General features: G+C 59.2%; 10 protein-coding genes. 5 read left to right on the forward strand and 5 right to left on the reverse strand.

What is annotated here, in order from left to right; all coding sequences use genetic code 11:
- Window positions 1-56 precede the first annotated feature (56 nt).
- Together IPN69_01605 and IPN69_01610 are read left to right on the forward strand one after the other, a co-directional pair.
- Window positions 57-839 carry a hypothetical protein gene (locus tag IPN69_01605; GenBank protein MBK8809416.1) on the forward strand — a complete coding sequence of 261 codons (783 nt, stop codon included), beginning with the start codon at window positions 57-59 and terminating at the stop codon, window positions 837-839.
- Window positions 827-2,212, forward strand: a complete 1,386-nt coding sequence (locus IPN69_01610) for a prolipoprotein diacylglyceryl transferase (GenBank protein ID MBK8809417.1) — start codon at window positions 827-829, stop codon at window positions 2,210-2,212. The genes IPN69_01605 and IPN69_01610 overlap by 13 nt, the downstream gene beginning before the upstream one ends.
- A 109-nt stretch (window positions 2,213-2,321) precedes the next feature.
- On the opposite strand, the gene IPN69_01615 is transcribed toward IPN69_01610, so the two are convergent.
- Together IPN69_01615 and IPN69_01620 are read right to left on the reverse strand one after the other, a co-directional pair.
- Complete coding sequence (locus IPN69_01615) at window positions 2,322-4,235, reverse strand: hypothetical protein (GenBank protein MBK8809418.1); 1,914 nt, start codon at window positions 4,233-4,235, stop codon at window positions 2,322-2,324.
- A gap of 11 nt (window positions 4,236-4,246) precedes the next feature.
- A complete protein-coding gene (locus tag IPN69_01620; GenBank protein ID MBK8809419.1) occupies window positions 4,247-4,987 on the reverse strand; it encodes a DUF305 domain-containing protein in 741 nt (246 codons plus the stop codon).
- 150 nt (window positions 4,988-5,137) lie between these two features.
- On the opposite strand from IPN69_01620, the gene IPN69_01625 reads away from it, so the two are divergent.
- Window positions 5,138-5,284, forward strand: coding sequence for a hypothetical protein (locus IPN69_01625; GenBank protein MBK8809420.1), 147 nt, complete (start codon window positions 5,138-5,140; stop codon window positions 5,282-5,284).
- A gap of 51 nt (window positions 5,285-5,335) precedes the next feature.
- Entirely contained in the window at window positions 5,336-6,340 is a 1,005-nt protein-coding gene (locus IPN69_01630; protein MBK8809421.1) for a DUF362 domain-containing protein, read from the forward strand.
- Window positions 6,341-6,809: 469 nt separating this feature from the next.
- On the opposite strand, the gene IPN69_01635 is transcribed toward IPN69_01630, so the two are convergent.
- The 3 genes from IPN69_01635 to IPN69_01645 form a co-directional block, all read right to left on the reverse strand.
- Window positions 6,810-7,955 (reverse strand): alanine racemase, encoded by a 1,146-nt coding sequence (locus IPN69_01635; protein MBK8809422.1) that lies wholly within the window; start codon window positions 7,953-7,955, stop codon window positions 6,810-6,812.
- Window positions 7,956-8,079: 124 nt separating this feature from the next.
- Complete coding sequence (locus IPN69_01640) at window positions 8,080-10,320, reverse strand: TonB-dependent receptor (protein ID MBK8809423.1); 2,241 nt, start codon at window positions 10,318-10,320, stop codon at window positions 8,080-8,082.
- A gap of 374 nt (window positions 10,321-10,694) precedes the next feature.
- A complete protein-coding gene (locus IPN69_01645; protein ID MBK8809424.1) occupies window positions 10,695-11,957 on the reverse strand; it encodes a transcriptional regulator in 1,263 nt (420 codons plus the stop codon).
- A 147-nt stretch (window positions 11,958-12,104) separates the two neighbouring features.
- Here IPN69_01645 and IPN69_01650 point away from each other — a divergent pair, with 147 nt between their 5' ends.
- Window positions 12,105-12,296, forward strand: coding sequence for a hypothetical protein (locus IPN69_01650; GenBank protein MBK8809425.1), 192 nt, complete (start codon window positions 12,105-12,107; stop codon window positions 12,294-12,296).
- Window positions 12,297-12,366: the final 70 nt, after the last annotated feature.

Raw genomic sequence — 12,366 nt, forward strand, 5'->3', positions numbered from 1 at the left:
CTTAAACCGTTTCAATCGCATCGAATTGCGAGATGCTTAGGCGCGGTTTTCCAAGAATGGCACGATTCAAGCTCGAGAAATGGTATTTCGACTGTGTCACCGCAAGCGGTACCGTCTTTATCGGTTACGCCGCGAAGTTGAATGCCGGTCCTTTCCGTCTTGGATACGGCGCCGTGATCACAAAAGCGGCGGACGGGCCGCCGACGCAACGCCAGTCGTTCTTCAATGGAACCGTTGACGACGCGGCGGGGAACACTCTTTGGACGAACGATCCGCTCAAGGTCCGCGGTGAGTGGACGGCAGGCTCGGGAATCCCGCCGACGATCCTGTTGGACGAATCCGCAGGACGCATCGAGTGGCAGTGTCTCGGCGCGAACTGTGCCGTCGATGTCCGCCTTGACGGGCAATCGATGATCGGAACAGGCTATGTCGAAAAACTGTCGATGACGATACCTCCCTGGCGGCTCCCCTTCACGGAACTGCGTTGGGGCCGTTTCATAAGCGATGATCGCAGCAACTACCTGGTCTGGATCGATATGAGAGGCGAAACGCCGCGAAACTGGGTTTGGTTCAACTCGCCGCGGCCCGTCGCTGGAACCGTCGACGGCGACGGAGTCCGTGCGAACGATGCGGAGCTGATCTTCAACGGCTCCGCGCCCCTGCGTAGCGGCAATGTCGCCGAATCAATTTTTGGGCGCTTCCAATTCCTGAAGATCCTGCTCCCTAGGGGCGCGCGTGGAATCCGGGAAGACAAGCGAGTCTGTGATTGTCTGTTGAGGACGCAAGGGGCGGAGTCGAAGGGCTCCGCGATCTACGAGGTCGTGATATGGGGTCGATAAAGACGATCTTTGCCAAGATTCTTTACGCGGCGCTCTTCGTCGTTCTTCTCCCGTGTTTTCTGGTGTTGTTTGCGGTGAACGTCGAGATTCCGCTTACGATCGAACGGTTTCCGTGGATCGGGGCGGTTTTCGCGGGCCTCGGAACCGTCGTTATGCTCTGGGGAATGCTGGATATCCGGTTCCGCGGCAACGGTTTGCCGATGAATGCCTTTCCGCCGGAAAAGCTGGTCGTGGACGGAATCTACCGCTGGATCCCGCATCCGATCTATACAGGCTTCGTGCTGATCTGTTTCGGCGCTTCCCTGTTCCAGGGTTCCGCGACGGGAGCGCTTCTCGTAACTCCGATCATCGCGCTTTCGGCGACGGCATTGGTCTTGGGCTACGAACGCCCATACCTGCTTGATACCTTCGGTAAACTGCCGCGACCCGTTTTGGGAATCACGAATATGCTTGGCCCGATCGGCCGCGCTCTACGTCTGAACGATGTCTGGCCGTCTCTTCTCCGATTGAACGAGCGGCTTGCCAACGCCTGGGACGCGAAAAGGATCGGCTCCGCTCGAGTAATCAATCACGCGGTTTTCGCTGGCGTTGCGGGAGGCGCGGGTTGCTTCATCACCGTGCTTGCGGCCGGGAACGAACACGTGGCGACGGTCTCGCTGACAATGTCGGCGAGCATCCTCGGTGCCGCGGTAGTCGGGCAACTGATGGAAGGCTCATCGGAAGGCCTGAGCCGCCCGCTCGGCTACTTCGGAGGATTGCTCGGGATCGCGGCTGTCGGCGTCGTTCTCATGATGATCTCTTTTCCGATGCTGCCGGTTCTGGCTGCTTTTGCGCTCGCGGGCTCGTGGACGCAGGCGATCGGCCGGTTGCGCTGCATTATTCAGGGTTGTTGTCACGGTGCGCCCACGCGAACCGGAGATTCGGGCATCGTGGTTGTTAACCCGCATTCTCGGGTGACTCTCGCCGGACTCAACGGGACGCGCATTTATCCGACACAGCTTTATTCGATTCTCGGCAACGTCGTCATCGGTACCGTGCTCGCGTCCTTGTGGACGGCCGGCGTGGCCCTGACTCTGGTGATCGGGCTTTATCTGGTACTGGCAGGACTCGTTCGATTTGTCGAAGAACGCTATCGGGGCGAGCCGCGGACAAGTATCACCGGCGGTCTGCGAATCTATCAGTGGTTCACGATCGGTATGGTGATCGCCGGGGCGCTCGCCATGATGGTCGATTCGGAAAATGCTCGTCCGGTCACTGCCTCGGCGATCTTGCCGGCAGTTGCAACGGGCATCGTGTTCTTTTTCGTTTGTGGATTTGCGGCAGGCGTCGACTTCCCCGAATCCACGCGAAAGTTCTCGAGGTTGTCGGGTTGATCCGACACCAACCGACACCAACCGATCCGATCTGCCCGTGATTTGCAAAAAAAAGGCCGGAGTGGGCCCCGGCCTTTGGTCTATTCGGTCACGTGTTCGCAACCCTTGGTTAAAGCGCCGGTTGCTTCAGAATCTCAGCCAGGCCGCGGATCCGGGCGGCGTCGGCTTCGTTCTTCGCAGCGGCGGCTTCGACCGACGGTGCGAGTTTGTTGAGTTCCTTCGCCGTCTTCTTGTTCAGCTTTGAGATCTCGGCGTCCCGTATCGCTTTGCGGACCGCCGCGATCCGCTCGGACGGAAGCGCCCGCGAACGCTCCAACTGATCGACATACGCCTTGGCAACGACCAGCCGCCGCGGCCAAACGGTTCGTTCCTGTGACTGAACGTTCAGTTCGGCGACGCGAACCGTTTTCGCGGCGTCGATCTCGTTTTGCGTCAGATTGGCTGTCGGCGTGAGTTCGAAAACATCAAGCCCGCGTTCGATCTCAGAGCCGTAAATATGGCCGTTGTACCAGTAAGCAGACCAGAATCCCGCCAGGATCAGCATTTTGGGATCGATCGCGCCGCGGTCGAAATATCCGATCTCGACCGGACTTGCCGGATCCGTGAAATCCATCAGCGAAATGCCGCCCTGATACCACGCCTGAACTTTGATGTCGCGGCCCGGAACCGGGATCAGCGAACCGTTATGCGCGACGCAGTTCTCGGTGTCGCCCTGCGCTGCCGGCAATTTGTAGTAGTTCTTGAAATCAAGCTTGCCGTCCTTGAGGCCGAAGATCGCGTTTGCCCCCCAAACGTTCGGGTCGGTGGCACGGCAGCGCGCGCCCATTCCGCCGCCCCATTCATCGGTGAAGACAACCTTTTTGCCGTCGTTCGAGAACGAGGCCGAATGCCAATAGGCGTAATTCTTGTCGTTGACGGCGTCGATCCGCTTCGGATTCGCCGGATCGCGTATGTCGAGCAGGATTCCGTTGCCCGAACAAGCGCCGGCGGCAAGTCCGATCTCCGGGTAGACCGTGATGTCGTGGCACTGGTCGGTCTCGACCGGACGGGTCGCGCCGTTGTTGGCGTGCGAGCCGCCGTCGGTCAGAGCGTTGATCTTGGTGTCGTCGGCGAAGACGCGCGGGCTGGACACGACCTTCGCGTTCTGCGGCGCCGCGACCGGGACCTTGATCACCTCGATCCGGAAATACGCGGTATTCGGATCCTTGTCGGGCGGCCCGTCCGAACATCCGGCCAGTTCTTCGCTTTGACGGACGAACGAGGTTCCCGATACATAAACGTAAACGTTTTCCTTGTCCTTCGGATCGACGACAAGCGTGTGCGTGTGCGAGCCGCGACACGTTTGAACTGCGCCGACCTGTTTCGGATTGCGGATGTCGGCGATGTCAAAGATGCGGACGCCGCGAAAGCGGTCCTTGTTCGCCGCCGGAATCTCGGGGTTCTGGCCGGCCTCGGGCGGCACCGGCGCAAAACCGTCAACGCCGCAATCGAGCCGTCCGTTGGGCATTTCGACCGACATAAACAAAAGATTGCCGAAAACCGAAACATCGCCCTGGCCACCGGGGCAAAGCAGCGATGTCAGAAGTTTCGCCTTCGACGGGTCGCCGATGTCATAGATGTTGATGCCGTAAAAGTTGCCGAGAAAGAGTCGATTGCCCTGAAACGCGATGTCCGAATTGGCGAACGCGAGCCCGGCGTACGAGAGCCGAAACGGTTTCGGGATCATCGCCGGATCCGGAATGCCGAGTTGGGAAAGCGTCGATTTGACCCGCGGCGAGTCGGGATCGTCGGTCGCGAGCTGAAAAGCGTCGGGCTTTTTCATCAGTTGGACGTGTTTGATCCCCAACGCGGTCTCGCCCGCGTCGTAAACGCCCGGCGTGAGCTTCGACCGGGGATCATCGACGTTCGCGCCCTTCATCCCGACCGGGAGTTTCGGTGCCGGTTCGACGTTCTGGGCCAACGAGGCAACCGCGAACGCGGCGACCAACAATATCGCAAAAAGTACCAGTTTGATTCGGTTCATCGTGTTGATTTCTACGGTTTTTCACCAAGCAAGGTTTGCATTATTTTGATTTCGGCGCGTTGGCCGGTATCGACATCGCTCGTGAAGTTGAAGAGTTCGGCGTCCTGGCCGGCACCGGCTGTATCGAACAGGTCTTTGACCATCACCAGGGCTCCCTCGTGATGCTGGATCATACCACTGAGAAATAGCCGGTCGAATTCCCTGCCTTTCGCGTTTCGGAGCGCTTCCAACTGTTCCGCCGTCAGCATTCCAGGCATCGAGTGCTCCATTTTGGGTTCTTCGGTCTTGCCCCCCGAGTGATGCGAATGGCCGCCGGTTGGTTTAGATTCCGGCATTTCCGTCGTTTGGCCTCGAGCCTCAAGCCACCGCTTCATAAAGTTGATCTCGTCGCTTTGCGACTGGCTGATACGCGCTCCAAGCAGACGAATCTCCTTGTTGTCGGTCCGCTCGGCGATGAGCGCCGTCATTTCGACGGCCTGGGCGTGATGCATGATCATCCCGCGCATAAATTCGAGGTCCTTCGGAGAGATCGGCGGCAGTTTGGCCCGCGTCGATGGCGGCAAGATCTTGCTCGGCTGTCCCGGCGTTCCCGGCTGAACAATGACCGGCTTATCCGTCGAAACGACTTCCTGGCCGAACGCGGTTTGCAGAGACATAAGAAGAGCGACGACCGCGGCCAGGAACAGAGTCCGCAAAACCGCCTGACGCCCGGCGCGCGAGCGATTTTCCCCGAACCCGGAAAACCCCGGCATTAAGTGATTCATCATTGAGTACTCAATTTACCACAAACCGTGAGGCGTTCGGTAGCAATACCTTGGCACCGCTCTTGCACCCGGAGTTAGTTTGAACGAGATCCGGCAACACAAACGGATATTTCGGAATTGCGCTTCCAAGATCGGCTGATGAGCGCCGAACGCGTCGTCGCAAATGCTTTCGGCGCGCCGAGTCGCACGATTCACCCAGGAAACGAAGCACTCGCGTCGCATCTTACGCCGCGCGCCCGGATCCTGTTTGACTGGCCGGACGGTCGGCGTTACGATACGCGGTAGGTACGGATCACGGCGCGGATGCCGGAAAATTCGGTGTTTGGAGGCAAACGGATGAATCGAAGATCGTTCCTTGAAAAGCTGGCCGGAACGGGCGGCGCGTTGCTGCTTTCGCCGCTGTCCTCGGCGTGCCAGACGAAGGTTCCGGCGCCTTTGGGCGCAAAAACCAGGATTGCGTTCGTGAAAACCACGGACCGGGCCGCGGGTGTCAAAAAAGCGATCGGATTGCTCAATTCCGACGGTTTCCGGGACAAAAGCCTGTTTATCAAACCGAATTACAACAGCGCCGACATCACTCCCGGCTCGACCCACGCCGATACTCTTGTCGCGCTCATCGAGGAACTCCGGAAAGCCGGAGCGAAGGAGTTCACGGTCGGCGACCGGAGCGGGATGGGCAAGACGCGGGAGGTTATGGAGGCGACCGAGGCGTTCCGCATCGCGAAGGACCTCCGCACGAAAACTCTCGTTTTCGACGAACTCGCCGATAGCGACTGGGAGCTTTTCAAATCGGACTCGATGAAGTGGCCGCGCGGCTTCTTGCTCCCGAAACCGGTGCTGCGCGCGGACGCGATCGTTCAGACCTGCTGCCTCAAAACTCACCGCTTCGGCGGACATTTCACGCTTTCGCTCAAGAACTCGGTCGGGTTCGCCGCCCGCCGGATCCAGGGAGACCCATACGATTTTATGCGCGAGCTCCACAGTTCGTCGGACCAACGCCGGATGATCGCCGAGATAAACACGGCCTATAAACCGGCACTGGTCGTCCTCGACGGTGTCGAGGCCTTTACGACGGGCGGGCCGGACAAGGGAAACGTCGCCAAATCGGAGGTCATCATCGCCGGCACCGACCGCGTTGCGATCGATGCCGTCGGGGTCGCGATCCTGCGGCATTTCGGCACGACTCCGGAGGTTTCGAAAGGAAGGATCTTCGAGCAGGAACAGATCGCCCGCGCCGTCGAACTCGGCCTCGGCATCGCCTCGCCCGAACAGATCGAGTTCGTCACGCCCGACGACGCCAGCAAAGAATACGCAGCACTGATCAGCAAACAGTTTGCATAAGAAGACCGGATTAAGTTTTAGGGACGTCCGAAAGGAATTTCCTTTCCCCGCCAAACATGCGAAAAACGGGAAAATCAGTATGATCCCGAATTACGCAATGGAAAGTTTGCCCGCGAATTTCCGCGAATCGGCGCGAATAGAATTTTGTCCGAACGCGTCCGAACAAACCGCTTTTCGAAGCTTTGTGTCCCAATTTCATAAAAACGGAGTCTTTCGGCGCGCTCTTAAACCGGATTTCCATTCGCGCCGATTGGCGAGGATTCGCGGGCAAAATCCGCTAATGCGTAATCTGGGATGATTTCATCTTGTTTTTCGCGTATTTCGCGGGAAGCTCCTTCAAATGCGTAGTTTGGGTTCAACTTTGTCGAACTCGCAGCCAAACTCCGGCTAAGAGATTTAGCTTATCCATGTTTCGTCGGCACGCCGTGCGCCCGCCGATTGGACAGCTAATGGGTAATCTGGTTTTACTTCACCAGCCGCCGCGGATTTCCCACCGTCCGACGACCCGCCCTCCGTCCAAAAGGTTGTAATGATTGTGCTGCGCGGCCGTCAGACACGAGTGATTGGCCAGAACGCGAACCCGCGAACCGACACGGAACCGCTCGAAAAGCGCCGCATCGGCGACTTGGAAGACGCCGTGTTCCTGCGATAGCGATTCGACACGCAACCCGAGTTCGTTGCCGACTCCGTCCAGGATCCGGCCGTAGCCGCAGGCATCGTCGAATTCGGCCGGGCCGCGGTCTTTGCTGAGCGCGATCGCCCCGGCGTCGACGACGATCTTTCGCCGGGCCGGGTCACGGTGGGTGACGGCCGTCAGGACAGTCAGCGCGCAGTCGTCGAAGGCACAACTTCCGAGCGTCGCCTGAAAAGCGTCGAAGAAGATGTAGTTTCCCGGGCGGACTTCGTCGATGCCGCGGAGATGATCCGCCTGATTGATCGTCGGCGTCGATCCGATGCTGACGCACGGAACGGGTATCCCGCCGGCCCGGAGACGATCGGCGAGTTGGACCATCGAATCGCGTTCTTCGGCCGCGATGCGCCGGATCTCGGCGACCGACCGCGCGTGGTAAGAATGGCCGGCGTGTGTCAGGATGCCTGCGAAATCGAGATTGGCGGAGCGCGCGATCGCGGCCGGGATCGAGACCGCCTCGGCCGACTTCGGTTCGACTCCGCACCGGTGGTAGCCGCAGTCGATCTTGACAAAAACCGGGAACCGAAGGCCGGCGGAACCCGCCGCCGCGTCGAGCGCCGCGACCGTGTCCACGTCGTCGGTCAGCAGATTGAGTCTGATCCCGTTTCGCGCAATCGCGATCGCGTCGGCGAACTTGCCCGGTTCGATCGGCACCGCATAGGTAAAATCGCGAAATCCTTGGTCGGACATTGCGCGGACCTCGGCGAGCGTCGAGGCCGTCAGCGCCGGCTCGCGCCCCTCGGTCTGCAGCCGCGCGATTTCGGCGGATTTGTGCGTTTTGATGTGCGGCCGAAGCCGGACGCCGTGGCGGTCGGCGATTCCGGCGATGCGCACAGCATTGCGCCGCACGCGATCCACGTCGAGGATCAGCGACGGCGTTCTCAGTTCCGGAAAGACCGCTTGGGTGAATTCTTCATTTGACATAGGAATCGGTCGGATTGCCTCCGTTTTGCCGGAAAAAGCAAAATCTCGCTTTCATCTTACACGCCTGACCGGAGACGGTCGACGAGAGCTGCCATCGCCTCGAGAAATTCGCCAAGATTCGGGTTCAGTCCTTTCCGAGGCGGATGCGAAATCCGGCGCGGAAGATGACCGGCGGTCCGACGGTCGGCGTCGGGGTGCGGCCCGTCGGATAGCGGTTTCCGGTCAGGTTCTCGGCCGCGACGAAGATCTCCGCGCGGCGGCCGACGGGGCGCGACACAAAAGCATCGAGCGTCAGGTAGCCGCCGAGCGACAACTGGTTGAGATCGTCGTCGAACTGGCGGCCGGTCGCGCGAAACTGGACGACGGCGGTCAAACGGGCGGCATCGGCGTATTTCAACTGAAGAGTTCCCTGATGACGGGCAACCTGCGGAATCCTCTTTCCGATCAGTTCGGGAGCCGTCTCGAACTCGGCCACAACGGCGTCGGCGAACAGATAGCCGCCGCTGACCGTGAAGCGCCGCATCGGTCGAACTTCGAATTCCGTCTCGACGCCGCGTGAACGGGTCCGTCCGGCGTTGCGCCTTTGGCGCGTGATCACGCCGCCATTGATGGCCGTCGTGACATTGGCCACGGGGTCGGAAACTTCGGACCAAAAAAGAACTGTTCGCGCATCGAACCGGCGGACGGCGAGACCGAAACCGGCCTCGGCGCCGCTTAATCTCTCTGACTCGAGGCGTTCGTTGGCGAGCGTCACGACGTTGCCGACCCGGAACCCGCGGTAGAGTTCATTGAGCGTCGGCGAACGGAACGCTCCGTAAACCGAACCGAATACCGAAACGGCCGCTACCGGCCGGAAACTGACCGAAAAATGCGGGCTCAGACGTTTCTCCGACCGATCGGGAAATCGCGAAACCGATGTCGGCGCGCCCGTCAGCGGTCCCGTTTCGGAAAACCCGCCCGAAGCGTCGCGCAGATCAAGTCGGATCTTGCCGGTCACGGTCAGCCGGTCGGTCACGCGGAAGATGTCCTGGGCGAAAATACCGGTGACGGTTTCGCGGCCGCCGGCCGACACCCGTGCCGTCGCGGCGTTCTGCGAAAGGACCGTCTCATCGCTCGACCCCGAAACGCGCCGCGTTTCGATTCCGGCGAGCAGGAATTGCTTTGAGCCGAAGCCGCGCGACCAGATCGCGGAAAGACCGAATTCGGTCGACGGAACGAACTGTATCCGGGTCATCGTTTCGGTTGCGCGGCTGGCCGAAACGGCCGAGAACAGCTGGTCATAGCCCTGCGAACCGCCGAAGACTCGCAACGCGATCGAACCCCCGGCCACGGTTTCGATGTCGAGGCCGCCCGAGAACCGGCGTGAGAACGTCCGGTTCGTCTGAAGCCGCGTCCCGTTGGCCCGCGCTTCGCCGAAGACAGTCGCTCCGGCAAACGCCCGGACGCGCCGGCCGAAACGCTTTTCGACGCGCAGGTCAAGGTTCGCATATCGCGATCCGGCGCGCGCATCGGCAGTGCCACGCAGATCCGGAGTGACGACGAAATATCCGTCCGAACGCAACGCATCGACAGCCGCCGTTATCCCGAAACCGCCGACTGATCTTCCGGCGAAAAGCGACAGTTCGCCGGTTTCAAGGTTGCCGCCCGAGGCCGTCAACGAGAATCCGTCGCGCCGCCGCGAACGGATCGAGACGAGGCCGCCGAGCGCCCCGCTGCCGTATGCCGCCGATGTTCCTCCGCGGACGACCTCGACGAGTTCGACCGCTTCGCGCGGGATCCGGCTCCAGTAAACCCATCCGCCAAACGCATCGGTTTGCGGGATTCCGTCGAGCAGCACCGCGGCCCGGCTCGCGCCGCTGGCGCCGACACCCCGGAGGCTGACGCCCTGCGCGGTCGGGTTGGCGGCGCGGCTGCCGGTCCGCCGAAACAGCTGAAAACCGGGAATCTGCCGGAGCGCGTCGTCGATGCCGAGCGCCGGAGTCGAATCGAGCGTCTCTCGCGAGAGCACTGTCACGGCGGCGGCTGTCTCTCCGATCCGTGTTTCGACGCGGTCGGCCGAGACCGTGATCTGCTCAGAGATCGAAGCCGGAGCCAGAACGACGACGATGAAATCACCGTCCGATCCCGCCTGCCAGACTCTCCGAAACGGTGCGAATCCCCGCGCTTCGACGGCGATCTCGCCGCGTCCGTCGCCGGTTGCGACCGAGAACTCCCCTTGTCCGTCGGTGACCGCATCGTCGACTACGACCGCGCCGCGCCGGAATTCGACCCGCGCCCCGGCGACCGCCGCGCCGTTCCGGTCGGTCACCGTTCCGACGACCTCGACTTCCGGTAAGGTCTGCCCGAAAACGGTCGGGACGGCCACAAAAATCGCGATAGCGGTGAGTCTTATGGCAACTAAGAGCATGTCAATGATGATTGCGAAAAACCCGCCGGCCCGCAACTCGTGGCAGCCGCTCAAGCAATCGGAGGATTATCTGATTTGACCGTGTGATCCGGCCCGGCACGGTCGAAGTTTTGAACTATGAAGCGATGATCGCCGCGGATGAACCTGACGTTCGCGGTAAATCCCGGGCAAGCGACCGGTCCGGCCTTTGACGGCAAGGTGATGTGCCCTGCTCATTGCAAAACGGCCATCCGGCAAATTCATCGCCAAATGCCCGTAAATACTGAAGCCGGTGAATGACGCGCAGAATGGTTTCGTGCGTTGCGTCCGCGTCAAGCATCGACTACAGACGTTTAATTCTTCCTTTCCAAGAAGTTCTTGCTGATGGTGACAGTCCAAACATCAGGAATGGGTTGATTGTATGAAGTGCTTTGAGTGAATACCAATTTTGAACCGTCATAATCGCTGAATGTTGGGATATCTTTCACCTGGCCCGTCACGTTCAGAAATCCGGAAAGACGATTTTTCCCCTTGTCGTTTATGAAATAGCTGCTTTCGATTGCGATGCTGTCTCCTTCAAAAACGGGAGTTCCGTCTTCCAGTGTGGCAGACCTGACGATCCAAACGCCTGTTCCATTGTCACGGTTCGGCGATTTGGTGGTAAAAACCGCTCCCGTATGATCTGTGAATTTCTCAAAAACCCGCAGATGTTCGACCCAACCGCAAGCGTCCAGATAACCTGCGTCGGGATACATATTCTTCAAGTGAATCCGGTCGCCGACCACCAGCGGATCGCCGTCGCTCTTGCCGCTTTCAGAAACGATCTCCCAACTGCCCGAACCGTTTTCGCGGTCGGGACTTCGGTGGGTTGAAACAAACATCGTTTCGGTCGGAACCTTGCTGAATTCGGGTTTGCTCCAAACCGCGCCCCACGCATCGAGATACGAGCCGTCGTTGGGATAACGGTTTTGCAGATGGACGACCGAACCGATCTTGATCGCAGATCCATCGGATAAGTTGAGATTTCTTGCCGGCTTGCTTGTTTTCTTGCTCAGCTCATCGGTCTTGGAACCAACAAAACCGACTCCGGCAAGGAGTCCAACCGCCAATGCCAAAACAACTATCATCGGTGTGATGAACGATTGCCAGGACCTCGAGGGCTTGGATGGAGCAGCGACGGCTTTCGTTCTCGGTTCCTTCCCGAGTATTGCTTGCGCCGCCTCATCATCAAAGGTGATCGTTTCCTCACCGCGAGTATATTGTATGGATTCTTCTTCGATGACAAGCAGGTTTCCGTCAGGCCGGACGACGTCGGCGGTGAAGCGATAGCCTACTTTGGGGACGGTTTCGATAAATGATTCGCCAAGAATACTTCTGAGCCACGAAATGTTTCTTGCAAGCGTTGATTCTTCGACAAAGGTATCCGCCCAAACCGCGTCGAGCAGTTCGCTCTTTTTCGCTACGCGTCCGGCATTTTCGACAAAATAAAAAAGCAGGTCGAATTGCTTCGGAGTAAGCTGTATGGGCTCATCTTCACGCCACAAACAAAGCTCAGCCGCGTCCAAACTAAATATACCGAATCGGTAGACTTCCTTTGGTTTTCTTGGATTGCCCATTTCCATATACGGGGAGAAGTGCCGAGATACTAACATAATCCCAGGACAAATCCAAAAAACATCCGAAAAATATCCAGACTTTACTTTTCGAAGATCATAAATTGGCTGTCATCGCCCAAAGGAGATCTAGTTTCGATAAAAAGCAAAATGGAAATCAAGCGGAAGTTTGAAAAATTGACCGTCACCAAGCGGAGCTTCCTCATCCACGACGGCACCGTGCTAGAGAACGTGGGCCGCGCGCACGTCCGCGGTCACGCCCAGTTCCAGGCCAAGAACCTGACCGCCGCGTGGTGCGCCGCATCGACTGGCTGCATGGCTTCCACAAGCCCAAATAGTTGAAAGACAGATGAGCGATTCGGTTTGGCGAATGTACCGCCGATTCACGCCGTTTTGTCGGTCAAACGAACGA

This window comes from Acidobacteriota bacterium (assembly GCA_016715115.1).
Classification (GTDB): domain Bacteria; phylum Acidobacteriota; class Blastocatellia; order Pyrinomonadales; family Pyrinomonadaceae; genus JAFDVJ01.

Excerpts from the sequence above, each read along its gene's own strand:
- IPN69_01615 (MBK8809418.1), bottom strand. The coding sequence starts at position 4,235 with ATGAACCGAATCAAACTGGTACTTTTTGCGATATTGTTGGTCGCCGCG.
- IPN69_01605 (MBK8809416.1), top strand. The coding sequence starts at position 57 with ATGGCACGATTCAAGCTCGAGAAATGGTATTTCGACTGTGTCACCGCA.
- IPN69_01645 (MBK8809424.1), bottom strand. The coding sequence starts at position 11,957 with ATGGGCAATCCAAGAAAACCAAAGGAAGTCTACCGATTCGGTATATTT.
- IPN69_01620 (MBK8809419.1), bottom strand. The coding sequence starts at position 4,987 with ATGCCGGGGTTTTCCGGGTTCGGGGAAAATCGCTCGCGCGCCGGGCGT.
- IPN69_01625 (MBK8809420.1), top strand. The coding sequence starts at position 5,138 with ATGAGCGCCGAACGCGTCGTCGCAAATGCTTTCGGCGCGCCGAGTCGC.
- IPN69_01610 (MBK8809417.1), top strand. The coding sequence starts at position 827 with ATGGGGTCGATAAAGACGATCTTTGCCAAGATTCTTTACGCGGCGCTC.
- IPN69_01630 (MBK8809421.1), top strand. The coding sequence starts at position 5,336 with ATGAATCGAAGATCGTTCCTTGAAAAGCTGGCCGGAACGGGCGGCGCG.
- IPN69_01635 (MBK8809422.1), bottom strand. The coding sequence starts at position 7,955 with ATGTCAAATGAAGAATTCACCCAAGCGGTCTTTCCGGAACTGAGAACG.
- IPN69_01650 (MBK8809425.1), top strand. The coding sequence starts at position 12,105 with ATGGAAATCAAGCGGAAGTTTGAAAAATTGACCGTCACCAAGCGGAGC.